The organism is Alcaligenes sp. PF14, from assembly GCF_037150615.1.
Taxonomy (GTDB): domain Bacteria; phylum Pseudomonadota; class Gammaproteobacteria; order Burkholderiales; family Burkholderiaceae_B; genus Alcaligenes; species Alcaligenes phenolicus.
This window is the reverse complement of record NZ_JBAGRS010000004.1, coordinates 20,206-45,101: the sequence shown is the minus strand read 5'-3', so window position 1 is coordinate 45,101 and position 24,896 is coordinate 20,206. Positions and strand designations below refer to the sequence as shown.

The following is a 24,896-nucleotide window of genomic DNA, read 5'->3' as shown; positions in this document are numbered from 1 at the left end:
AGCTATGCGTTCTACTCCAACCCGCCCGGCCAAACGCCGGGATTTGTCGGGACTGTCTTTATGCATCAGTCCGGCCCTGATGCTGATTGTCTGGGAGCTGTGCACCCGCTCGGGCTGGGTCAGCCCGCAGTTGCTGCCTGCCCCCTCTTCCATTCTGATGCGTGTATTGGAGCTGGCCGGTCAGGCGGACTTCTGGCAGAACCTGGGCATCACCGTCTACCGCCTGATCAGCGGTTTGCTGATTGCCTGTGTGGCCGGTGTGGCCCTGGCGCTGATTGCACAGCTGACGCGCTGGAGCTCGTTTCTGCTGGATGCCCTGATCCGTCTGCTGGCCCCTATCCCCAAGATCGCCCTTTACCCGGCACTGATCCTGATCATGGGGTTTGAAAGCTCATCGAAAATCGCTCTGGTGGTCTCGGATGCGATTTTCCCTGTGCTGATGGCCAGTTGGGTGGCTGCGCAAACGGTGGACCGCAAGCTGATCTGGTCGGCACGTGCCGCCGGGACATCTCGCAGCGCCTGCCTGTGGAAAATCATTTTGCCCGCCATCAGCCCGACCGTGCTGGCCGGTGTACGGGTGGCAGGCGTCATTGCCTGCGTGGTGGTCTTTCTGGCCGAGATGATTGCCTCCACCGACGGTCTGGGCCATATGCTGACCGCCGCCGCACGCAGCTACCGCACGATTGATATGTTTGTACCCTTGGTCTGGATCTGTGTGCTGGGCTTCACACTGAACCTGACGATTGCCGCTTTGCAGCGCAAAGTGGATCATACGAACTGATACTGAACCAACCACTTGCCCGGCCAATGGCAGCGCTGGCCGGGCTTTCGCAGGCTCACTCAATCACTCTGAACGAGTAGCCTGCTTTTTTTGCATCAAGGAAGCCGCTTCACTATGGCCAGCCGTACTCTGACTGACGCCTATACCGGGCACGATACGTTTATCCCCTATCTGCTCAATCGCAGCACCTCGGCCTTAAATGCTGACTTTCAAACCTTGCTGCGCAGCCATGAACTGACCCTGCTGCACTGGCGTGTGCTGGCTTTTCTGAACGAAACCGATGGCCTGGGCGTCAGTACCCTGGCGCAATATACCGACGTGGATCAAACCACCTTGTCGCGCGCCCTGGTGGTAATGGAAAACGCGGGCCACCTGTCCCGCCAGCCCGACCCGCTGGACCAGCGCCGTGTACTGATCCATCTGCATGAGCAAGGTCGCCAGCACTTTCTGCGTGTTCTGCCCGCGGCTCTGGACATTCATCACCGCGCCATCCAGGGCTTTTCGGCGGAAGAACTGACCCAGTTGCGCCAGTTCCTGAACCGCATTCGCGCCAATATCAATGGAGATGCGCGCTAAATAGCCCGCCCTGTGCCTTTTTATAAAGCGTCCGTGTGACCGTTTTCATGCCGTTGTCACCCTGAATCCGCCCCCAATCGGGGCGCGTTGCTTTTAAAGACCCACGCATGAAATGGACATTCAAGGGTATGAGCCTTTATTTACGTCAGGAAAGACCATAAAATGATAATGATTAACATTTAGTAGCGCAGCCTCCTGCCTGAGATGTCCTGCCAGGCAAGCTTGGCTTTCTTACGGAAAATAAGATCTCGTGACTCTCTCCCCTACCCGTGCTGGACGTCGCCAGCTTTTGCTGGCTGCCGCAGCCAGCCCTTTGCTGTTTGGCGTTCCCCGCCTGCTTCGCGCCCAAGACGGTCCCCTGAAAATTGCCCTGCTGACATCCTTGTCCGGCCCCTTCGCCTCCTTGGGCGAAAGCATGCGCGCCGGTCTGGAGTTGATGCTGCAACAGTGCAATTACGAGATGGGCGGGCGCAAGGTGCAGTTGCTGGTAGAAGACGACCACGGCAAACCGGACGAAGCCATCCGTAAAGTGCGCAAGCTGATCGAGCGCGACAAGATCGACGTTCTGGGCGGTGTCATCAGCGCCAATATCGCACTGGCCATTCGTGACATCGTGCACGATGCGCAACTGCCTACCTTCATTTCCAATGCCGCTGCCAATGGCCTGGCTCGTGAAGCAGCCAGCCCCTACGTATTCCGCCCCACCAAAACCAGCTGGATGCTGGGCCACACCGGCGCCTTGTGGGCCTTCGAGCACATTGAAAAATCCGGCGGCATCACGCTGGGTTCGGACTACACCGCTGGCCGCGAATACATTGAAGACTTCGCCAATACTTATCAGGAACAAGGCGGCACGCTGGGTGAGCGCATCTGGACGCCCCTGGGTACGCCCGACTTCGCGCCCATCCTGATGAATCTGGCTGCCAGCAACCCCAAGTTTGTCTACACCTTCCTGGCCGGTGCCGACGCTGTGCGTTTCCACCAGCAAATGCAGGACTACCAACTGCACGGCAAGATCCAGATCGTGGGCCCCGGTGCCCTGTTCGATCAGGAAGACGTGATTACCGCTGTGGGCGAAGCTGCTTTGGGGGGCGTCAGTACCTTCCACCAATCGCCCGGCGCTCCGGCTGCCCAGGACTTTGTGGCTGCTTACCAGGCCAGCCGTGGCCGTTTGCCCGGCGAAGCCAGCACCTCCGGTTACGTGACCGGCCAGGTCATCAAGGCCGGTCTGGATGCGGTCAAGGGTGATCTGTCCAACAAGGCGGCCTTCAAACAGGCCCTGCTGGACAAGCCTATCAACACCGCCTTTGGCCCCATGGCTTTTGACCCGCGCAATAACCAGTCCATTCTGGATATTTACGTCAACCGGGTGGAGAAAGACGCGCAAGGTCGCCCCTTTAACACGGTGGTCCACACTTACCAGCGTATCCAGGACCCCGGCCCGCGTTCTTGAGCTCCACCTTGTCTTATTTTCTGCTTCAAATCCTCAATGCCCTGTCCTTCTCAGCACTGCTGATGTTGGCGGGGCTGGGGCTGTCTTTAGTGCTCAGCCTGATGAACTTCATCAACCTGACACACGGCTCTTTTTTCCTGCTGGGCGGCTATATCAGCGTCCAGTGGCTGGCATCCGGCGCGCCCTGGTGGCTGGCCTTTCCCGCCGCTTTCGCACTGTGCGGGCTGATGGGCCTGTTGCTGGACCGCTTCCCCTTTCGCCAGTTCTACCAGCGCACCCACTTGATGCAGGTGCTGCTGACCTACGGCCTGTCCGTCATTCTGGCGGATTTGATGCGCTGGGGCTTCAGCGCCGACACGCTCTCGCCCATGCTGCCGCAAGTGCTGCGTGGCGGCGTGTGGATCATGGGCCTGCCCTTCCCCACCTATCGTCTGTTCCTGATCGTCACCGGCCTGACGCTGGCCTTGCTGTTCTGGTTCCTGCTGGATCGCACCCTGTGGGGTGCCGCCATTCGCGCTTGCGTGCAGGACGCCCAGATTGTCGAGACCCTGGGCTTGAACTCGCGTCGCCTGTTTGCCATCGGCATGGCGCTGGCCGCCGGCCTGGCCGGTTTGGGCGGCGCCCTGGGCGCTGGCATGCTGTCGGTTTACCCCGGACTGGATGAAGAAATCCTCTTGCTGGCCTTGCTGGTGGTGGTCATTGGCGGCTTGAACTCGGTACGCGGCACCTTGCTGTGCGCGCTGATTCTGGGTTTCGTCACCACCTTTGCCCGCGTCTGGGTTCCAGCCTTTGCCAATGCCGCCACCCTGGCCGTCATGCTGGGCCTTCTGCTTTGCTGGCCCAATGGCTTGAGCAAATCCGCTACGCGTCAGGTTTAAATGAACAAGCTCAACACCTGCCTGCTGCGCACTGGACTTTGGCCTGCTCTGGCTTGCCTGGTCTTGCTGAGCAGCTATTTCTGGGGCGACGCCTTCTTGTGGCGCTTTGGCACCGAAGCCCTGCTGATTGCTTGCGCAGTCCTTAGCGTCAATCTCCTGATAGGTTACGGCGGTCTGGTATCCCTGGGCCACGGTGCCGTCTTTGGCTTTGCCGCCTATGCCACCGCTGTCAGCAGCCAGTATTGGGGCGCGTCCCTGCCGCTGATGCTGCTGGTGGGCATTGGGGCGGGCACTCTGTTGTCCATATTGATGGCGCTGATCAGCCTGCGCAGTTCCGAGCTGTTTTTCATGGTGGCTACGCTGGTCGCCGGGCAATTGATCTGGGAAGTTGCATTTCGCTGGCGTGATGTCACGGGCGGTGCCGATGGCCTGCGCGGTTTCCCGCGTCTGAGCCTGGGCGATCTGCCCTTGAGCGCCCCTTACACCCTGATGATTCTGGCCCTGGCGCTGGCGGTCATCTGCTGGTTGCTGCTGCGTTCTTTCAGCCGCGCCCCAATCGGGCTGGCCTTGACCGGTCTGCGCGATCAGCCCTTGCGCATGGCCGCCCTGGGTTATCAGGCATGGCGTATCCGCCTTTACACCTTCATGATTGCAGGTGCGGTAGCAGGTGCTGCTGGCGGCCTGTATCCCTTTGCGAATCAGTACGTCAGCCCGCAACAAGTGCATTGGAGCTTCTCGGCCACGCTCATCATCATGGGTGTGATCGGTGGCATACGCACCTGGCGCGGCGCATTTATTGGGGCCACCTTCTATCTGTTTGCCCAGACCTACCTGAGCTCCTACACGGATCGTTGGCAGTTACTGGTAGGTTTGATCTTTGTGCTGACAGTTCTGTTCATGCCCAATGGTCTGGCAGAACGACGCAAGAGGTCTGCATGAGCGTTTTATTAAGCACTCGCGAACTGGCCTTGCATGTAGGCGGTCTGGATATCCTGACGGACGTCAGCCTGGAGCTGCGTGCGGGCGAAACCCTGGGGCTGATTGGCCCCAACGGCGCAGGTAAAACCACGCTGTTCAACATCATCAGTGGTCTGGCCTCTCCTTCCAGCGGTCAGGTCTTCCTGGAAGGCAAGGACCTGCGCAGTCTGGGCCCGATTGAACGCGCCAAACAAGGCATGGTGCGCAGCTTTCAGACCAGCCGTATTTTTCCTGAACTGACCCTGCTGCAAAACCTGGCTCTGGCCGTGCGCATCAAAAAAGATTGCGCCTACCACTGGTGGGGCCGCAAGGCCGCCCGCGCCGCCAGCCAAGAAGCAGCCGAAGCATTGCTGGAACATAGCGCCCTGGCCGGCCGCGGCCATGTGCTGGGTCGATCCCTGTCCTATGGAGAGCAGCGCATTCTGGATTTGCTGATCGCCCTGGCGCAGCAACCCCGCGTGCTCTTGCTGGACGAGCCTACCGCTGGTCTGTCCGAGTCCGAATCGCGTGAAGTCATGGCATTGGTCCACGCCATGCGCGGCCAATGTGCCGTGCTGCTGATCAGCCATGACATTGATATTGTTTTCCAGGAATGTGACCGGATTGCCGTGCTGTCATCGGGCAGCTTGTTGACCTGCGACACCCCGGACGCCGTGCGCCAGCACGAAGGCGCGCGTCAGGCCTATCTGGGCGAACTGGCTTTGGAGGCGGCATGAGCACAGCGCTGAACATCTCCGGCCTGCATGCACGCTACGACCGTGCCGACATTCTGCAAGAAATTTCGCTGGATATCCCCGCCGGGCAAAGTGTGGCCCTGCTGGGCCGCAACGGCGCCGGAAAAACCAGCCTGCTGCACTGCCTGTTCAATATGGGCCCGCAGTGGAGCGGACAAATCAATGTGCACGGGAAAAACATTGCAGGTTGGCCCACGCACAAAATCGCCCTGCTGGGCATGGCTTTAGTGCCCCAAGGCCGAGGCCGTTTCCCAACGCTGACCGTGCAGGAAAGCCTGCGTTTGGCCGGGCTGGCACGACGTCCGCGCTCGGATGATCGTTGGACGCTGAACAGCATCTACGAAGCCATGCCGCGCCTGTACGAACGCCGCCAGTCCTCCTGCTCCGCCTTGAGCGGTGGCGAACGACAGTTGCTGGCACTGGCCCGTGCGCTGCTGACGCAGTCCTCCATTATTGTTCTGGACGAACCCAGCGAAGGCCTGGCTCCCATGACGATTCAGGACACCTTGTTGCCGCAGCTGCAAACGCTGAACGAGCAAGGTATTACCGTACTGATCGCCGAACAGAATTTAAGTCTGGCTCTGCAGTTGGCCGAACGCGCTTTGTTATTGGGTAATGGTCAGCTGGTGTATGACGGCCCTGCCGAGCAACTGCGCCAGGACGCCGCCCTTTTGCAACGCCATCTGGGACTTTGACATGCTGTCCGTATACAGTTTGTCGCTTCCCTTGCCCGACGGTATGGAATCCTGGTTACGAAACCAGGTTCCCGACCACACCTTGGCGGTGATTGCCCGTCGCAGACAGCAGTCGGACCAGCATTTAAGCCTGCTGGCCCACGGTGCGCTGCGCCATTTTCTGGCGCCCTTGCTGGGCTGCACGCCACGCGCCGTTCCCATCACCCAACTGGAACATGGCAAGCCCGTGCTGGATCTGGACGATGCCGATCTGCACTTTAGCCTGTCGCACAGCGGCGAGCGTGTGCTGATTGGAATTGCCGACCGAACTATAGGCATAGACATCGAGGCCATGCGCCTGCCCGTCAAAGCAGGGCTGGTCGAACATTGCAGTGTGCCGTCCGAGCGGTCCTGGCTAAAGAGCGATCTGGACTTCTACGCGCTGTGGTGTGGCAAAGAGGCCGCCCTGAAACATGCAGGCACGGGTTTTCATATTCAGCCTCAAGAATTATCCTTGGACGGTCACCCAGATCATGGATGCACCGTACAATCCCCCCATCCCATCTTGCAAGGTTTGGTGGTGCACAGTCACCGGCCGGTGGAAAACTATGCCGCCGCCATCTGCCTGAACACCCCCTTTGCTCCGTGGACAGTCAGCTTTTTGGACAGCGCTCAACTGCCTGACACCAAGCTGACTGAGCACGAGTAAATCTGACAAGCCTGCTTATTTATGTAATAGTTCTCATTACCATGATGAAATCTATTCCTGTTGAACAAATTTGGCCTGACGCTTTTGCCCAGCGATACCGCGATGCTGGACACTGGCAAGGGGAAACTTTTGGCGCTTTGCTGCGCACGCGCGCGCAAAACCACCCGGAACGCGAAGCCATTGTTGGCGGCACCCAGCGCTGGACCTATGGCGCGCTGGACCAGTACGCCAGTCAGATCGCGGCGGGCCTGCTGCAAGCCGGTCTGCGCAAGGGCGACCGCGTCCTGGTGCACCTGCCCAACATCCCTGAGTTTGTCAGTGTGATCTTTGGCCTGTTCCGTGCCGGTCTTTTGCCCGTGTACGTCCTGCCTGCGCACCGCATCACCGAAGTCGAACACTTTGCCAATACTGCTCAAGCGCGCGCCTATATTGGTGTGGACGCTCATGCCGGTTTTGACTACCTGCCTTTGGTACGCGAACTGCGTGAACGCTGCCCGCAGGTCGAGCAGGTTTACATCGTGGGCGACGCACAAGAATTTACGTCCCTGGCCCAGTTGCAAAGCAGCGCTGCCAATGTAGACGTACCCGTATCGGCGGCCCAGCCTTCCGAAGTGGCGTTCCTGCAAATCTCGGGGGGCAGCACCGGCTTGTCCAAGCTGATCCCCCGCACGCACGACGACTACATCTACACCTTGCGCGAGAGCGCCAAGATTGCCGGACTGGACGAGAACAGTGTGTTTCTGGGCGCTTTGCCCATTGCCCACAACTTCCCCATGAGTTCACCCGGTTTTCTGGGTGCACTGTACGCCGGAGCCAAAGTGGTGCTGAGCCCCGCCCCCAGCCCGGACGTTTGCTTTGAGCTGATCGAGCGCGAAGGCGTAACCGACACCAGTCTGGTCCCCCCGCTGCTGATGCTGTGGATGGATGCAGCCACCAAGACCGATGCCAAGCTGGATTCATTGAAAGTAATCCAGGTGGGCGGTGCCAAATTGAACGCCGAAGCGGCCAAGCGTGTACGTCCCACTCTGGGTGTGACCTTGCAGCAGGTGTTCGGCATGGCCGAAGGCCTGGTGAACTACACCCGCCTGGACGATCCCGAGGACACCATCATCAACACACAGGGCCGCCCCATCAGCCCGGACGATGAAATCCTGATCGTGGACGACAACGGCAATCCGGTCGCCCCTGGGGAAACCGGCTATTTACTGACACGGGGTCCTTACACGATCCGTGCCTACCACAACAACCCCGCGGCCAATGCCCGCTCCTTTACCGAGGACGGCTTCTATCGCACAGGCGACGTGGTACGCATGACGCCCGAAGGCTACTTGATGGTTCAGGGTCGTGCCACTGACCACATCAACCGCGCTGGCGAAAAAATCTCCGCCGAGGAAATTGAAGATCATCTGCTGGCTCACCCGCAGGTCTTTGATGCTGCCGTGGTATCGGTGCCCGACGAGTTTCTGGGCGAGCGCAGCTGCGCTTTCATCATCCCCAAAGATGACAAGCCCCGCGCGATTGAACTGAAGAAATGGATACGCAGCCGCGGTCTGGCCGACTTCAAAGTGCCGGATCAAATCGTGTTTGTGGACCGTTTCATGGAAACTGCGGCCCTGAAGATCAGCCGCAAGGAATTGCGCGCCCAACTGCGCGAACAACTCGAAAACACAACGCAAGAATAATCATGAGTACTGCACTTACCCTGGAACGCATGCGCGCAGATATTGCCGCCATGTTGCATGAAGACCCCCAGGACATTCTGGATGATGACAATCTGATCGACCTGGGTCTGGACTCCATGCGCGTCATGACCCTGGCCACCCGCTGGCGCGAAGCTGGCGCTCCTATCGAGTTTTCCGAGATGGCCTCGGTGGTCACCTTGGGCCAGTGGTGGTCCCTGATCGAACGCGCCCAACAGAACGGCCGTTGATTTTCTTACTGCAACACGCTTATGTTTAGCTCCCCTTCCGAACTGCCATTGCGCCCCCTGACCGAAGCACAAGAAGGTCTGTGGTACGCCCAGCGTTTGGACCCGCTCAACCCGATTTTCAATACCGGGCACTGCACGCATATCCATTCGGCGCTGGACACCGCGCTGTTTGCGCAAGCCATCAATCTGACGCTGACCGAAGCCGATGCCTTGACCTTGCGCATGGTGGACACGCCCGACGGCCCGGCCCAGTACCTGCGCCCGCAAGAGCCCATTCAACTGGAAATTGTGGACCTGTCTGCCCACGCAGACGGGGCCGAACAAGCCCAAGCCCAGCTGATGGCAGACCTGCGCACACCGCTGGACCCAACCGTTGCGCCACTGGCACGACACATCCTGTTTGTACTGGGGCCCAAGCACCATCTTTGGTATCAGCGTATCCATCATCTGGCCGCTGACGGCTATGGCATGGCACTGATCGAGACGCGAGTGGTCAAGCTCTACAAGGCCCTGCTAAGTGGCCGTGAAGATCATGGGCATGCGCTGGAATCGTTCACCCTTTTGCAGGATGACGATCAAAGCTATCGGAATAGCGAGCGCCGCAGCAAGGACAGACAGTTCTGGCTGGACACATTAAGCGATGCAGAACCCGCCCAAAGCCTGAGCGAATCCCAGGCTTTGAGCGATCATCATTTCCTGCTGGCACGCAGCGCCGTCAAGCCCGAACTGACAGCCAGCCTGCAAGCATTGGCACAACGCAGCGACATCAGCTGGCCAGACATTCTGACGGGCCTGACCGCCGCCTATGTGCGCCGTCACACCCGCCAGGACGAATGCACGGTGGGCGTGCCCTGGATGGGCCGTCTGGGCCATATCAGTGCCCGTATCGTCTCCACCGTCATGAACGTGGCTCCGCTGCGTTTGCAGATCGACGAATCCCAGCCCTTGAATCAGTACCTGATCCAAGTTTCCAAGGCTCTGCGTCAGGCACGTCGTCATGGCCGCTACCGTAGTGAACAACTGCGCCGTGATCTGGGTTTGCTAGGTGGCATGCGTCGCCTGCACGGCCCCATCATCAACGTGCTGCCGTTCGATGCACCCTACGAACAAGCGGGCCTGACCGCCAGCCAGACCGTGCTGTGCGCTGGCCCCGTGGAAGACTTGAACTTCACCTTCCGCGCCCAACCCGATGCCAGTGGCTTGCGTCTGGAAGTGGAAGCCAACCCGCGTCTGTACACCGACGCACAGATTCAAACCCATCTGGTCCGTCTGGAGCAGTTCCTGCTGCGCGCTTTGCAGGCTGAAACCCTGTCTGCCGTGCCGACCTTGACGGATGCCGAACACCACCACTGGATTGAGACCGTCAACCAGACCGCTCACCCGGTTCCTGAAACAACGCTGTGGGCGCTGATCCACGCCCAGTTGCAGGCTCACCCGGAACAAAGTGGCCTGGAATTTGAGGGCAAGAAGCTCAGCTACGCCCAGATCAACGAACAAACCGCCAATCTGGCCGCGCAACTGCGTCTGGCCGGTGTGCAGACCGGCGATATTGTCGCCGTGGCCCTGCCTCGTTCGCTGGAGCTGGTGCTGTCCTTGCTGGCTATTCACCGTGCTGGTGCTGCCTACTTGCCGCTGGATCTGGACCAGCCTGCCGATCGCCTGAACACCATCTTGCAGGCCGCTCAACCGCGACTGCTGGTCGGCCAGCCCGGTTGCACGCTCAATGCCTCTTTGCTGGTCCCGCAGCCTGAACAAACCTGCACTGCGCCAGACTGGGCCACCGCCGGTCCGCACGATCCTTCCTACCTGATCTACACCTCCGGCTCTACCGGCACCCCAAAAGGCGTGCTGGTTAACCACGACGCCATCGTCAATCGTCTGGTATGGATGCAAACGCACTACAGCATTGGTGCCGGTGATCGAATTTTGCAGAAAACCCCGGCCACGTTTGACGTGTCGGTGTGGGAGTTCTTCCTGCCCTTCCTGTCAGGTGCAACCTTGGTCGTCGCCCCACCACAAGCGCACCGCGATCCGGCTCATATTGCCCGCCTGATGCGCGAACAAAGCATCACAGTGCTGCACTTTGTGCCCTCCATGCTCAGCGCCTTCCTGGATGAGCCTGCCGCTCGTGGACTGGCTCCGCGCCTGGTGTTTTGCAGTGGTGAAGAACTGTCGGCCGCTACCCGCGACCGCTTCCATTCCCTGCTGAATGCTGAACTGCACAATCTGTACGGCCCAACCGAAGCCGCCGTGGACGTGTCCTACTGGCCTGCGTCGCGGGATGACCAATCCCAGCCTGTGCCCATCGGTTTCCCCGTATGGAACACCGCCCTGTACATTCTGGACGAGCAGTTACAACCTGTACCGCCCGGCGTGGCCGGTCATCTTTACCTGGCTGGCCGACAGTTGGCACAAGGCTACTGGGGCCGCCCGGACCTGACTGAAGAACGCTTTGTGCCCGACCCTTACGCCCTGCATGGCGACCGCATGTACGCCACCGGCGATGTGGCCCGCTGGCGTGAAGATGGCGCGGTTATTTTCCTGGGCCGCTCCGATCACCAGATCAAACTGCGCGGTCAACGTATCGAGCTGGGTGAAATTGAAGCCTTGCTGGCGCGTCATCCCGATGTGGCCCACGTAGCCGTGATTGCCCGTGAAGACATACCCGGTCAAATGGCGATTGTGGCTTACTGGGTACCGCAAGCAGGCAGCCAGTGCACGGACAACACGCTGGCCGCTTATGTAGGCGAGCACTTGCCGTCCTACATGGTGCCCAGCGCCTGGATCAGCCTGGATGCCCTGCCGGTGACAGCCAACGGCAAGCTGGACCGCAAGGCGCTGCCCGTTCCTGCCTTGCAGGCCCGCTCGGCAGGCTTGCCGCTGGACGGTGCCACTCAGCACCAAATTGCCGCTGCTTTCGCCACCGTACTGGAAAGCAGCGAAACGTTTTACGCCGACGACGACTTCTTCGCCTTGGGCGGACACTCGCTGCTGGCTGCCAAACTGGCCTTGATACTGCGTGAAGCACGCGGTCAGGCCGTATCAATTGGCACTATTTTTGAATACCCCACTATTGCCCGTCTGGCCAAACATCTGGATCAGTCTGGCAGCGCGGCAGCCGATGGTTTTGGTGCCGTCATCACCTTGCGTCCGGGGCCGAACGATCAGCCCGCGCTGTTTGTGGTTCACCCGGCCGGTGGTTTGTCCTGGTGCTATGCGGCACTGGCACGTCACCTGCCTGCCGGCCGCGCTGTTTATGGCTTGCAAGCCAGTGTGCTGTCTGACGCCTCGCTAGGTCTGGATGGCAGCCTGGATGCCATGGCCAAGGTGTATGTGGATCGTATCGAGCAAGTTCAAGCACAAGGCCCCTACCATCTGGCAGGTTGGTCCGTGGGCGGCATTATTGCTCAGGCCATGGCCGTGGAGCTGCGTCGTCGCGGTCAACTGGTAGGCATGTTGTCCTTGCTGGACGCCTATCCCAGCGACGCGTGGCGTAACGAACCGGCCCCCGAGCCCAATGCCATCTACAAGGCGCTGCTGCATATTGCGGGCCACGACCCAGACAGCTTGCCCGACGTTTCCCTGACCCGTCAGGGTGTGGTGGACTTCCTCAAGCGCAGCGGTCACCCGCTGGCCGAGTTGCCCGACACGCGTCTGGACAGCGTATTTCAGGTAGTGGAAAACAATAACCGCCTGGTGCGCCTGTACGAGCATCACGTCTATGACGGCCCCATGCTTTATTTCCGCGCAGCGCTGGATCACGCCGGCACACAATTGCATCCCGATTTGTGGAAGCCCTACACAGGGCAGTTGGATGTGCACGACATTGCCTCCTTGCACGCGCATTTGACCGGTACTGAAGCCGTGGCCATCATGGCCCCGCTGATGGACTCGGCCATGGCTTTTGCCGAACAGGCACAAGCCCAACCTGAACTCGATGTATAAGCCATGTCTGTAAGACGTTTCTTTCTGGATATCTCGCCACTAATCGAAAGTCGAGCATTCCGCTTTGCCTACTTCGCTCGGGCCGCCACGGTGCTGGTCACCGGCATGTTGATGGTGGCTGCCAGCGTGCAGCTTTATGAGCTGACCAAATCCAGTGTGGCCGTTGCTTTCCTGAATGTATCCATGGCCACCCCCATGGTGCTGGCACTGATTGCCGGCGGTGTCTTGTCGGACCGCATGGACAGGCGCAGCCTGATGGTCTGGTCGCGCAGTGTCTACATCATCAGCGTGGTGCTGTTCCTGCTCAATACGCTGCTGCCCAACCCGCAGGTCTGGTTGATCTATGTGGCCGCTGCCATTGGTGGTGCGGCAGGCGGGATCAGCGTCCCGGCCATGATGTCCGCTACCCCGGCACTGGTCGGTCGAGACAAGCTGGCCGCTGCGGCCGCCCTGTCCGGTCTGGCCATGCAGTTGGGCGGTATTATCGGCCCCGCACTGGCTGGCGTGTTGATCTCCGGTCCCGGCCTGATTTTCTGCTACGTGATTGTCCTGTGCGGTGTCATCGTCACCCCTTTGCTCTTGCGTGCTCTGCCGCCATTGCCTCCGCAAGCGGGCAAGCAGCCTCAGAAAAACGCCTTCCAATCCCTGCGTGATGGCCTTGGTTTTGTGGCCAGCCACCCCTTGCTGCGCGCCCTGTTGCTGATTGATCTGGCTGCCCTGATTCTGGCCACGCCTTTGGCCCTGATGCCCGAGTGGGGCGACACCATTCTGAAAATGGGCGCCACCGCCACCGGCTATCTGTATGCCGCTCCGGCTGTGGGTGCCACGCTGGCCGCCCTGTCCAGTGGCTGGTGCCGTCAGGTATCCCGCCCAGGTGCTGCCATTGTGATTGCCGTGCTGATCTGGGGCCTGGCGGTTGCGGCCCTGTCCCTGCAAACCACGCTGTGGTGGGCGCTGATCTGCCTGGCCATCATGGGTGCTGCCGACACCATCTCCAAAATCATGCGTATGGCGCTGGTTCAGCACCACACCCCCGATTACCTGTTGGGCCGTGTCTCCAGCCTGTGGATGACGCAATATTCCCTGGGCCAGGCCCTGGGCAATATGCAAATGGGTTATCTGTCCCGTCTGCTGGGCCCGGCAGTCGCCGTGGCCGTGGGTGGTTTGGCCTGTGCCGCTGTCGCTTGCGGTTTCGGCGTGTTCAACCAAGGCCTGCGTTCGGCCAGCAAACAGGATGGCCCGCCCAATGCCTGACATCTCGCTTTTGTTCTACCCACGCCTGCTGCACGCCTGTAGAAAGATCTCCTACATGGACCGTCTTGTCGACCGAACCTTTATTTAGGATTAAAAGATGCTAATCAATGTCAATTGCATTCGCCGTACCCCTGCCGCACTGCTGCGCAAGGCCGGCCTGAGCGCAGCCGTCCTGTCCCTGTCCCTGGCCAATGCCTTTGCAGCCCCCGCTTTTGACCAGCCTGATGCTGACTTTCGCGGTTCCCTGAATGCTGCTGGCGTGGTCTATGCAGGCTCCGAAGCCCAACTGGCAGGCCGTGGTTTCACCCCCGGCCAGGAAGTGATCCTGCTGCAAAACGGTCACACTCTGACCCCTCAAGCCCTGGTTGCCGACAAAGAAGGCAATCTGAGCACCAAGATCGCCATCCCCGCTGACGCCGCTGTGGGCGTGCACCCTGTGGTCATGCAAGTCAGCAAGCCCTCGACGGCCGACATCTTCAATCTGAAGGTGTCCCCAAAAGTTGAGCTGAGCGGTCAGGACAAATTCGAACTGCAATCCCAGCACCTGGTGCCCGGCTTGTACCAAAGCGCCTACAGCCCCAAGAACAAAGTGCTGTTCGTGACTTCCGCCGTGGGCCGCCCACCCGTCAAGCAGTCGCAATTGGTGAAAGTGAACCCCAAGACCCTGGCGGTTGAAGCCAGCGTGACACCTGCCGCCCAAAAAGGCCGTGACGATGGTCAGGTTCAAGCCGTTTACGGTGTGGACGTGGACGACAAGCAAGGCAATGTCTGGGTCACCAACACCCGCAGCAGCTCCATTGCTGTCTACAGCCAGAAAGACCTGAAACTGGTCAAACAGTTTGAAGACGGCGTCGTCAGCCACCCACGCGACGTGGTTGTAGACGAGAAAACAGACCGTGCCTACGTGTCCTCGCCCGGCGCCAACACCATCGCTGTATTCGACACCAAGAAGCTGACTCAGCTGGACCTGATCGAGCTGCAATCGAAGACCCGCAACAAGCCCGGCAGCATGAGCCTGATTCTGGACGCTGAAAAAGACCGTCTGTACACCGTCAGCGCCAGCACCAACGAGCTGATCATTATTGACCTGAAAAACGGCAATGCTCAAACCGTCTTCCCCGTGCCCGGTGCACGTGGTCTGGCTGGTGTGTCGGTAGACAGCAAGAATGACCAGGTCTACGTCGCCGCCCAAGGCAGCGACAACCTGCTGATCATCAATGCCAAAGACGGTGCCGTTCAGCACGACATCAAGATCGGTGCCGGTGCCCTGAACGTGGTCTTCGATCCCAAGACATCCCTGGCTTACGTGGCCTCCCGCGGTGCGGGCACCGTGACGGCCGTGAACGGTAAGGGTGAAATCGTTGCCAACCTGGACGGCGGCAGCTTCCCCAACCACGTCTCCCTGGATGGCGAAGGCAATGCCTATCTGGTCAACAAATCCAAAGGTAAGGATGACCAGACGGCTGACCGCATCACACGCCTGCACCTGAAGTAAACCGCCCGATGCGCCCCTTCCATGAAAAGGGGCGCCAAGGCAAAACCCTTGCCCCAAAAAGGACTCCTATGAATAGCCGTATAGCCGACCAAGTCCGCCATGCCACCATTGAAGAATGGTTAGGTCATTACCAGGCCGACAGCAGCGTATTTGCCTCTCCCACCGTCAGTTTGATGGCACACGGCACGGCACTGGAGCGGCATACCAGCAATGCCCAAGGTCAACTGCTCTCTGATGCCCAAGCCTTGCTGGCGCAAGCCGCTCAGCAAGGTCTGGACGCCCCCCTGTTGATGGGAGTGATCCCCTTTAACCCGACTCGCCAGGCTTACCTGCGCGTTCCCAAAGAATATCAGCGCGATCCCGTCCTGCTGCGCCCGGTACAGCGCCCGCCGTTGGCCAAATCCAGCAACAGCATTGCCAGCCAAAGCCTGCTGCCTGATGGCGAAGGCTACGAAGACAGCGTCAGCCGCATCCTGGCCACGATGCGCGAACAGAACATTGCCAAAACCGTGATGGCCCGCACTGTCACCATCACCCTGAACGAAGCCCTGGACCGTCAGACTGTGTTGAGCAATATGCTCCACAGCAATCCTGCCGGCTACACCTACGCCCTGCCCTTGCCGGGCGGCAAGGCTCAAGACCCGGATCTGTTTTTTGGGGCCAGCCCCGAGTTGCTGGTGCGTCGCCAGGGCGATCTGGTTACCGTCAACCCGCTGGCAGGCACCGCCCCTCGCTTTGCCGACCCACAGCGCGACCAGGCCAGCGCCGACAGCTTGATGGATTCCAGCAAAGACCTGCGCGAGCACGCCTACGTGATCCAGGACGTGGTGCGCATCCTGTCCCAGTTCTGCGACTCCCTGGACATGCCTGATGGCCCCAGCCTGACCAGCACCGCCAACCTGTGGCACCTGTCCACCCGTATCAGCGGCCGTTTGCGTGACCCGTCCGTCACCTCTTTGGAGCTGGCACTGGCCATGCACCCCACGCCGGCCGTTTGCGGCCTGCCCACCCAGCCCGCCATGCAGGCCATCGAAGCCACTGAAGTCTTTGATCGCGGCTACTTTGCAGGCGCCATAGGCTGGAACGACCACGAAGGCAACGGCGAATGGGCAGTCGCCATTCGTTGCGGCCATTACACCCAGCAAGAGCTGACCTTATCGGCTGGCGCCGGCATTGTGGACGGCTCCGTCCCTGCCCTGGAACGCCAGGAAACCGGCAATAAACTCATGACCCTGATTAACTCATTGGGTCTGGCCCAGAACATAACCCTCTAAAGGAGACACGATTCATGACCATTCACGCCTTGCCCAGCTACGAACTGCCTCAAACCCCCGTAGCCAACCGCGTCAATTGGCGCCCACAGCCCAATCGTGCCGCCCTGCTCATTCACGATATGCAGACCTACTTTCTGCAGAAATACGATATGAGCCAGGCTCCTATCCCCATGTTGATCGAACGCATTGCCGCCCTGCGCGAGGTTTGCCACAAGCTGGGAATACCCGTGTTCTACACCGCCCAGCCTACCGAGCAACCCGAGAAAGACCGCGCCTTGCTAAACGACTTCTGGGGCCCCGGCCTGACCGCCAGCGAATTTCATGAGCAACAAGCCGTGGTTCCCGAGCTGACACCGGCCGAAAACGACATCATGCTGACCAAGTGGCGCTACAGCGCCTTCCAGCGCTCCGACCTGCGTGAGCAACTGCGCAATCTGGGCCGCGATCAGCTGATCATCACCGGCGTTTACGCCCACATCGGCTGCATGACCACCGCCCTGGAAGCCTTCATGCAAGACGTGCAGCCCTTCTTGGCTATCGACGGCGTTGCCGACTTCTCGCTGGAAGAACACCACATGGCGATCCGCCACGTCTCGCAACGCTGCGGCGTCAGCCTGACCTGCGCCGAAATCCAGGACAGCCTGCAAAGCTAAACAGGAAGCACACATGAGCCCACAAGAATTTGCAGGTGAATGCATAGCCGTCACGGGCGCGGCCCGTGGCATTGGCGCTGCCGTCACCCAACTACTGCTGGAACGAGGCGCCAGCGTCATCGCCCTGGACCTGGACGTAGAAGGACTGACCCAACTGAGTCAATCCGAATACAGTGATCGGGTTTCCTGCCACCTGGTCGACATCAGCCAAGCCGATGCCGTCGATGCAGCGCTGGCCCAAGGGCAGGAAAAACTGGGGCCCATTCATCGTTTAGCCTGTGTCGCGGGCGTCCTGCAAATGGGCCGCATCACCGAGCTGAGCAACGAACAATGGGATCGCACCTTTGCCATCAACACCACCGGCGTCTTCAACGTCTGCCGCAACGTGGCCAAAGGCATGATCGAGCGCAAGCAAGGCGCGATCGTCAACGTCAGCTCCAACTCCGCCGCCACACCACGCATCGCTATGGGAGCCTACGCCGCCTCCAAAGCCGCCGTCACCCAACTGAGCCGCTGCCTGGGCCTGGAACTGGCCCCACACGGCATCCGGGTGAACATCATCTCCCCCGGCTCCACCGACACCCCCATGCAACAAGCCATGTGGGCACAAGGCAGCTCGCGCGAAACCGTCATCGCGGGTTCCGGCGAAAACTACCGTCTGGGCATCCCCCTGCAAAAAATCGCCACCCCCGAAGAAATCGCCGAAGCCGTCCTGTTCCTGCTCTCGGACCGCGCCAGCCACATCACCCTGTCCGACTTGCGCGTGGACGGCGGTGCCACACTGGACCAAGGCTAAACAGCCAGACGCAAAAAAGGGCGGAATCTCCGCCCTTTTTATTGCCCATCGGAACGAGGCCGGACAAAAGCATACGAACATCCCTACTAGTGACAGTGCCGATAAGGACTGACCACCTATTGCCAAGTCAAGGAAGAATACGAACGAACCGAAACATCGTAAATGCGGCTCAATGAAGACAGACTCAGTCAGGTCAAATCGGATCGAATCAGGTCAGGTCAGGTCAGGTCAGGTCAGGTCAGGTCAGGTCAGGTCAGGTCAGGTCAGCATCAGATTAGACCTGCTCAGTGCAGGTAGCCTCCTATCAGCTACCTCTTAATTCCGTCGAGTCTGTGAACTAGATCGAGCAGCTCCAGCGTGCCAACCGCCCCCGCCAACAACCGTTGAAAGCAGGCCCACTCAAGAGCACTGCCACCATGCTGTTCGGGTCGGGGCAGGCTCAGGCGGGGCGGATCAGAGTGCTTGCCGCGGGCCTGAGATTGCGTAGGGATGCAAGGGGCCTGCTGTTTGAGCCAGGCGCTTGTACTTGGTCCGGGGGACCAAGTACCTGGCGAGTTCAGGCCCCGCCCGTAGCAATCTTATGCCAAGGGAACTGGTGCGCAGCACCAGCAAGCGCTCAGCCCCGCCGGAGCCTGCCCCGACCCGAACAGCCCCCCGGTCCAGCCTCCTGAGCCTACTTTTTACCCTCGACCGGAGCCTCAACCTGCTCAATCCCGAACAAATGCTCCAAACCCAAGGCCAAAGCATCCCGCCACGCCACAAAATCATGTGCCGTCGCACTCTCCACGTAACGCACGTCATACCCCCGCGCCCGCAGCACATCATCCAGATGACGATTAGCCTGCACCAGGCTGACATCCCGGCTGGAACCTGAAGACTCAAACACCCCGGCGCTCATATAAATCTTCACTGGCACAGCTTCTGAGTCCGCCATCTGCCGCGTCAGCCACTGCCCACGAGCATCACCCGTCGGAGCCCACCAGAACGACCCAGACATGCTCAAGACATTGCCAAACCACTGCGGCAAACGCCAGGCGGCATTCATGGCTGCCAAACCACCATAACTGGAGCCGCCAATCGCTGTCTTGTCCGCTGTCGACTGTACCCCTTGGGCCTTGAGCCAAGGCATCAATTCCTTATCCAGAAACTTGATATAAGCCTCATTAGGCGGCAACTCACGAGCCCGTTCCGCCATGCCCGGATTGTCCACCAGAACCAGCCACATAGGCTCCACGCGCCCCTGCGCAATCAAGGTATCCAGCATGGCCGGCGCACGCGCCAAATCCCGATAGTCGCGACCATCGAACAAAATCAAGGTGTGATCAATTTCCTGAGCCCGAGTGCCCGCAGGCTGATAAATCTGCACCTGCCGTTCCACACCCAAAGCCTCGCTGGGCAAGCGCTCCGTACGCCATTGCCCCTGCCCCAACTGCTGCGGCTCCAGGCTCACCACTTCGGCAGGTGCCTGCGTCAAACGCAAGACCGACTCACCATCAAACAGATCCTTGCTGTTTTCCGGCAAAGCCTTGGCATTATGAGGATCGCGCTGCAACGCCGCCCGCAGCACTTCGCGCGCCAGGTTCTGGCCCAGATAAGGCACATCCGGCGCCATGCGATAGGCAAAGCGGGCATCACGCGGCAAATCGTAGGTGATGTACCAGATATCCGACTCACCCAAACGATGCATGCGATCGCTATACGAGAAAGGCCCGCCATGCAGACGCACCTCGTTCTGGGCACCGCGCCAGACAAACGTGACGCGATCATGCGTAGTGCTGTAGCGCTCCACCAAAGGCGAACCTACACGCTGCACATAGTCCCAGAAACCGCGAGACGGCTCGCCCGCGCGCAAGCGCATGCTCCACTGACGGATCACATCGCCTTGCAAAGGCTCGGCCTGAGCCGGCGCTTGGGGAGCCGTAACCGATTCAACCTGCCACTGATACTCGCCCTGCCCCTGCACACGCAAACGATATTCGCCCGCCGTGCTGGCAATAAAGCCAAAAGGGCCACCCCGTTCCGGGGCATCTGCCCAATGACGAATCGCCTTGCCATCCGGGCCGAACAATTCCAGCGCCACATCACCACTGTGCTGCCAACTGCCTTGCACCAGCTCATTTTGCTGCAAGCTCAGTATTCGTTCATGATGTTCGTGCGCCTGAACCTCACCTTGAGCCGAAGGCAGCGTAGCCGCCCAAGCCGACCCAACCATTCCCACCATCAATACAGCAACAACAGGTGCGCGCAACATACATCCTCCTAAATGCCGGTTTGCCGCAGGACAAGCCCAGTACCAAGAAGCAGTATACGATCAAAAATAATCAGCGCACCCCTCGGCTGGCTCGAGGCGGCGCCATTCATCACTCTAGACGGAAAGCCTGAATCAAACGATCCAGCTCTTGCACCTGCTCCTGCAACTCGCTGGAGGTGTGCGCCACCTGGTTCACCATCTCCGCGTTTTGCTGAGTGGCCGAATCCAACTGCCCCACCGCCACGTTGATTTGCTCGATACCAATGGTTTGCTCGCGAGTAGAAGCCGCAATCTCGTGAACAATCGTCATCACTTGCGAGCTGCCGGTGACCATCTCCTCAATGACCTCACCGACCTGCCCCATCAACTGCACGCCTTCGCGGGTGCTATTGGAGGACGCTTCCACCAATTGAGCAATCTCCTGGGCTGACGCCGTCGTGCGCTGCGCCAGAGCACGTACCTCACCGGCCACCACCGCAAAGCCTCGACCTTGCTCACCGGCTCGCGCCGCTTCCACAGCCGCGTTCAAGGCCAGAATATTGGTCTGAAAGGCAATCGAGTTAATCACCGTGGTAATGTCCGCCACCTTGCCACTGGTATCGCGAATCGCGCCCATGCGGTCCACCAGTTCACTGACCATCTGACCACCATGCTGGGCAGTTTTCTGCACCTGGCTGGAGACTTCCTCGGCACGCATGGCGTTTTCTTCGCTCATGCGAACGGTGCCCGTCATCTCTTCCATGGCCGATGCTGTTTCCTGCAAGGCCGCCGCCTGCTGAGTCGTGCGACTGGACAGCTCCAGATTGCCCACAGACAGTTGCGAGGTATCGTCCGCAATCACTCCACTGCTGTGTTGCAGCGTGCGCATCACCTCGTTCAACTTCAGGCGCATCTGCTCGATGGAGGCCATCACGCTATTGTCCGGAATCGAACGTAGGGAATGAGCAACCCGCAAATCCCCATCAGCAATCGCTTGAGCAGCATCATGCAGCACCTTAGGTTCAGCCCCCAGCTCGGCAAAGATCTGGCGCGCCAGAAACACAGTAACCGCTGATACCAGCAGCACGATCAGAACGAACACGAGTGACGAGCTGAGCAGATTGCTCAGGAAGCGCGCCTGAATATTGTCGATATAAACGCCCGAAATCAGCACCCAATCCCACTGCGTCACCCCTTTGCCAAAGGCCAGTTTGGGGGCATTGCTCTTGTCGCTAAGCTTGGGCCAGTGATACTCCAGAAAACCTTCGCCACCATTGCGGCCGATGCGGCTCATCTCGGCAAAAGGGTGCACGCCGTTGCTGTCGACCACGGCACTGACGTTCTGGCCGTCCAGCTCCGGTCGGCTGGGATTCATGATGGACACCACATCGGTCGATAACACCGACACATAACCTTCCTGCCCAAAACGAATACTAGCGATGCGTTGCAGCGCCTGCTTTTGCGCCTCTTCCTTGCTGAGAACGCCTTTGCTGACCAGTTGCTGATAGTCCTGCGTAATGTTTACTGCAATATTGACGATGTGCTGCAAACTACTTTTTCGCTCTTCCATCTGTGCCTGATAGAGCTGATAGTTCACAAACGCAAAAACCGCCACCAACGCCATCAAGCACAAGATCAATGGCAACCACAACTTCTGTTTCAAGCCCAAACGCATCATATTCCCCGAGCAACGCTGAAAAGACAGGTCCCAGGTACGCAAAAACCGACCGTGTCACCACGGTCGGCCTGCATGGAGGCCCCATCGAACAAGCTGGGTAACGGCCTCGGGCTTGAAATACTTAATTAAAGTTACATATCGAGATAATTGGATGCTAAGGCGGCTTATAAAACACTACCGCTCAAGCGTCGGGAAGCTTCATGGCCTTGGCCAAAAGAAGGTTCGCTGCTGGCCAGAGTCAGCAAGAAGCCATCTTCAGACATCAATTCCGAGGTCAGACGCCCCTGGTAATGACCCAGCTCCAGATTCAAGGCAAGATCGCGCTGTTCCAGGTTATCGACGCCTTTGATAACCAGCTCAAAACCCTGCTCGCTCAGTAAATGGCACGCGGTTTCCAGCAATGCCTTGAACGTCGGTTCACGGCAGGCGCGCTGAATAACCTCGGCTTCCAGTTTGACGCCGCTGATTGGCCAGCCACGCAAACGGTTGAGCTTGCTGTTCTCAATATCGGGGCTGGTCAGCCAGACCTGAATGTCCTGTTCTTTCAGAAACTGCAAAGCCTGGATCAGTTCTGGTGTTTCTTCCAATTCCTCGTCGCTGAACAAGTCCAGCTCTACACAGCAAGGTTGCAGCTCGAACTGACTCAACATGCTGGGCATGCGCTTATAGAGGGGCAGCAGCATATCGATGGGCAACTTCAGACCAATATGGCTGGCACGCAGCGAATACTCCTGCCACCAGCGACGCACGTCAGCCATCAGAGTACGCAGCATCCATTCGCACAAAGCCTGACGGTGAATGGCGTCAGGCATATGGCGCAGCACCAGATCCGATGACAGACGCAAGCCTGTGGGCGAGGTCCAGAACACCTGGGCGTCCACACCACTGTATTGGCCCGTACTGGTCGCCACCCGCAACTGATAAGAGAAAGACAGCGCTTCGCTGGCCTGCGGATCAAGCACATCCAGAGTTTCCAGCGCACGCAAGAGTTCCAGCGGCGTGGGCTGGGACGCTTCCTGCTCGTCGCGCTGGGCGTAAAACTCCATGATTTCAGTATCTTGCGGCTCTTGCTGGGCGATCAACTTGCCCGTAAAGGTGTAGCCCCAGCCGTGCACCGACTTGATCGGCAAGGCCACCCCTGCCTGAGTGGCCTTGCGGCGCAAACGGCTGATCAGGGAATCCACTGCACGGCTGTCACTGGCAGCCAGGCCTTTGTCGCGCATCAGGTCTTCACGGCTGAAACGGGCATCCGCATGGCGGATGAATGCGTCCATTAATTGACGTTCGCTATGCGTCAGTTCCAGTCCCACCCCATTGGGAGCCACCAGAGTCCAGCCTTTATCGCGCAAGATCCATTCCTGCTGGCCACTCTGATCCTGAACCTCTTCCATCGCCTGGGCGGCACCCACGGCGGCATACACATTACGGCGGCGCACGGCATGGCACCAGGCCATCAGCTCGGGAACTTGCACATCCATAGCCAGACACGCATCAGCACCCGTCAGCAGCAACTGCACACGAGCACTGGCAGACAGGCCGGACTGAACGGCCACAATACCCAGCGAGCCAAAGTCATTGCGCAATTTGGCCACCATCAAAGGCACGTAGCCCGTCTCAACAGGAAACAGCAACAGATCGGCCTGGCTCAGACGCGCCTCGGCTACCTTCTCCAGGGATCTGACAACGCTTGTCTTGGTACCGAAAACCCGCAGTTGCTCCAGCCAGTAGTGCAAGCCTTCGCCTTCTTCCAAAACAATCAACACGCAGTGTGCATGTTCCATAAGCGCCTACTATTTAATTATTGTCAGTCCCACGACGGTCCCGGCGAGGGCCGACAATACTATTTTTATCAATAGTTAGAATTATCACTTCTAGAATACGGAGCACAAAGTAAAGAATGGTCAAATGTGGCGTTTGAAATTTTTTGTCTTCAAAATAACGTCCGCCTTACCGCCTGAACCATCTCGGGATTATTTTCTAATCGCTGTTTTTTTAAAATCATGCCCCACAAATAATTATAGTTTCCATAACGATGGGGCATAAAAAACCCGCTCGAAAGCGGGTTGTTCTAGCTCAAGACCAGGCAGAATACTTACTGGGCGGCAGCGTCCAGGCGAGACTGCAACTGGGCAGCAGGCAGCCAGCCATCAGCGCGGCTACCATCGGCAAAGTAAATGGCCGGGGTACCTTGAACGCGCAGTTTTTGTCCCACTGCCAATAACTGATCCAATGGATGCTCACACGAGGCTTTCTCGGGTCGCACTCCGCCCCCCATCCAATCACTCAAGGTTTTAGCGGGGTTTTGGGCACACCAGATGTCCTCGGCTTTGCGGCGGCTATCCGGTCCCAGGATGGGAAACATCAGGCTATAAACCGTAACATTGTCGATCTCCTGCAAAGTTGTATGCAGACGTTTGCAATAGCCGCAATTGGGATCTTCAAAAACCACCATTTGACGGCTACCGTCGCCTTTTACCAGCTTGATAGCCTTATCCAGCGGCAAGTCATTCAGCGACACACGATTGAGTTCCTGCATGCGCTGCTCGGTCAGATCAACACGAGTTTTGCTATCCAGCAAAGAACCCTGCATCACAAAGCTGGCCTGCGGGTCGGTGTAGAGCAAGGTGCCGCCCACTTCCACTTCCAGCAAATTGGGAAATGGTGTGGCGCGAATACCATCGACCGTCACGCCGGGGAAAGCGGCTTCAAAGGCCTGGCGGGTAGTCTCGAAACGTGTGTCTACTTTGGCGGGGCTGGCGGCCTGAGCCAGGCTGCACAGCGACAAAAGCGCCAGTGCCAATACAGAACGAAGGTGCAACATCATGACGTACTTCCTTTGCTAATCGACAAGACCCTAG

Annotated in this window: 20 protein-coding genes; 16 read left to right on the top strand and 4 right to left on the bottom strand. The window is 59.0% G+C overall.

Going from position 1 to position 24,896, the window contains the following annotated elements; genetic code table 11:
- Positions 1-4 precede the first annotated feature (4 nt).
- From WFM49_RS09665 to WFM49_RS09590, 16 genes are all read left to right on the top strand, one after another.
- A complete protein-coding gene (locus WFM49_RS09665; RefSeq protein ID WP_336972964.1) occupies positions 5-781 on the top strand; it encodes an ABC transporter permease in 777 nt (258 codons plus the stop codon).
- Positions 782-895: 114 nt separating this feature from the next.
- On the top strand, positions 896-1,357 hold the full coding sequence (locus tag WFM49_RS09660) for a MarR family winged helix-turn-helix transcriptional regulator (RefSeq protein ID WP_009462841.1): 462 nt from the start codon (positions 896-898) through the stop codon (positions 1,355-1,357).
- A 250-nt stretch (positions 1,358-1,607) separates the two neighbouring features.
- Entirely contained in the window at positions 1,608-2,810 is a 1,203-nt protein-coding gene (locus WFM49_RS09655) for an ABC transporter substrate-binding protein (RefSeq protein ID WP_230940611.1), read from the top strand.
- 8 nt (positions 2,811-2,818) lie between these two features.
- On the top strand, positions 2,819-3,688 hold the full coding sequence (locus WFM49_RS09650) for a branched-chain amino acid ABC transporter permease (RefSeq protein ID WP_035268872.1): 870 nt from the start codon (positions 2,819-2,821) through the stop codon (positions 3,686-3,688).
- Positions 3,689-4,627, top strand: coding sequence for a branched-chain amino acid ABC transporter permease (locus tag WFM49_RS09645; RefSeq protein ID WP_009462849.1), 939 nt, complete (start codon positions 3,689-3,691; stop codon positions 4,625-4,627).
- A complete protein-coding gene (locus WFM49_RS09640; RefSeq protein ID WP_336972962.1) occupies positions 4,624-5,382 on the top strand; it encodes an ABC transporter ATP-binding protein in 759 nt (252 codons plus the stop codon). Before WFM49_RS09645 ends, WFM49_RS09640 begins: the two co-directional genes overlap by 4 nt.
- A complete protein-coding gene (locus WFM49_RS09635; RefSeq protein ID WP_009462853.1) occupies positions 5,379-6,095 on the top strand; it encodes an ABC transporter ATP-binding protein in 717 nt (238 codons plus the stop codon). The genes WFM49_RS09640 and WFM49_RS09635 overlap by 4 nt, the downstream gene beginning before the upstream one ends.
- Before the next feature lies 1 nt (position 6,096).
- Complete coding sequence (locus WFM49_RS09630; RefSeq protein WP_250756602.1) at positions 6,097-6,783, top strand: 4'-phosphopantetheinyl transferase family protein; 687 nt, start codon at positions 6,097-6,099, stop codon at positions 6,781-6,783.
- A gap of 41 nt (positions 6,784-6,824) precedes the next feature.
- Positions 6,825-8,465: a (2,3-dihydroxybenzoyl)adenylate synthase gene (locus WFM49_RS09625; RefSeq protein ID WP_009462862.1), complete on the top strand. Its 1,641-nt coding sequence runs from the start codon at positions 6,825-6,827 to the stop codon at positions 8,463-8,465.
- 2 nt (positions 8,466-8,467) lie between these two features.
- The gene (locus tag WFM49_RS09620) at positions 8,468-8,713 is read left to right on the top strand and encodes a phosphopantetheine-binding protein (protein WP_003804459.1); all 246 of its coding nucleotides are present in this window, start codon (positions 8,468-8,470) and stop codon (positions 8,711-8,713) included.
- 21 nt (positions 8,714-8,734) lie between these two features.
- Positions 8,735-12,658 carry an amino acid adenylation domain-containing protein gene (locus tag WFM49_RS09615; protein WP_336972960.1) on the top strand — a complete coding sequence of 1,308 codons (3,924 nt, stop codon included), beginning with the start codon at positions 8,735-8,737 and terminating at the stop codon, positions 12,656-12,658.
- 3 nt (positions 12,659-12,661) lie between these two features.
- Entirely contained in the window at positions 12,662-13,912 is a 1,251-nt protein-coding gene (entS, locus tag WFM49_RS09610; RefSeq protein WP_125303948.1) for an enterobactin transporter EntS, read from the top strand.
- A 97-nt stretch (positions 13,913-14,009) separates the two neighbouring features.
- Positions 14,010-15,407: a YncE family protein gene (locus WFM49_RS09605; protein WP_336972958.1), complete on the top strand. Its 1,398-nt coding sequence runs from the start codon at positions 14,010-14,012 to the stop codon at positions 15,405-15,407.
- Between the two features lie 68 nt (positions 15,408-15,475).
- A complete protein-coding gene (locus tag WFM49_RS09600; RefSeq protein WP_336972957.1) occupies positions 15,476-16,681 on the top strand; it encodes an isochorismate synthase in 1,206 nt (401 codons plus the stop codon).
- 14 nt (positions 16,682-16,695) lie between these two features.
- Complete coding sequence (locus WFM49_RS09595) at positions 16,696-17,334, top strand: isochorismatase family protein (protein WP_009458555.1); 639 nt, start codon at positions 16,696-16,698, stop codon at positions 17,332-17,334.
- A 13-nt stretch (positions 17,335-17,347) separates the two neighbouring features.
- Positions 17,348-18,130, top strand: coding sequence for a 2,3-dihydro-2,3-dihydroxybenzoate dehydrogenase (locus tag WFM49_RS09590; protein ID WP_250756598.1), 783 nt, complete (start codon positions 17,348-17,350; stop codon positions 18,128-18,130).
- 673 nt (positions 18,131-18,803) lie between these two features.
- Here the strand turns inward: WFM49_RS09590 and WFM49_RS09585 are convergent.
- From WFM49_RS09585 to WFM49_RS09570, 4 genes are all read right to left on the bottom strand, one after another.
- On the bottom strand, positions 18,804-20,381 hold the full coding sequence (locus tag WFM49_RS09585; protein WP_336972956.1) for an alpha/beta hydrolase-fold protein: 1,578 nt from the start codon (positions 20,379-20,381) through the stop codon (positions 18,804-18,806).
- A 109-nt stretch (positions 20,382-20,490) separates the two neighbouring features.
- Positions 20,491-22,023: a methyl-accepting chemotaxis protein gene (locus WFM49_RS09580; RefSeq protein ID WP_164837976.1), complete on the bottom strand. Its 1,533-nt coding sequence runs from the start codon at positions 22,021-22,023 to the stop codon at positions 20,491-20,493.
- Positions 22,024-22,202: 179 nt separating this feature from the next.
- On the bottom strand, positions 22,203-23,819 hold the full coding sequence (locus WFM49_RS09575) for an EAL domain-containing response regulator (protein WP_250756597.1): 1,617 nt from the start codon (positions 23,817-23,819) through the stop codon (positions 22,203-22,205).
- Between the two features lie 311 nt (positions 23,820-24,130).
- Positions 24,131-24,862, bottom strand: a complete 732-nt coding sequence (locus WFM49_RS09570; protein ID WP_009458548.1) for a DsbC family protein — start codon at positions 24,860-24,862, stop codon at positions 24,131-24,133.
- Positions 24,863-24,896 lie beyond the last annotated feature (34 nt).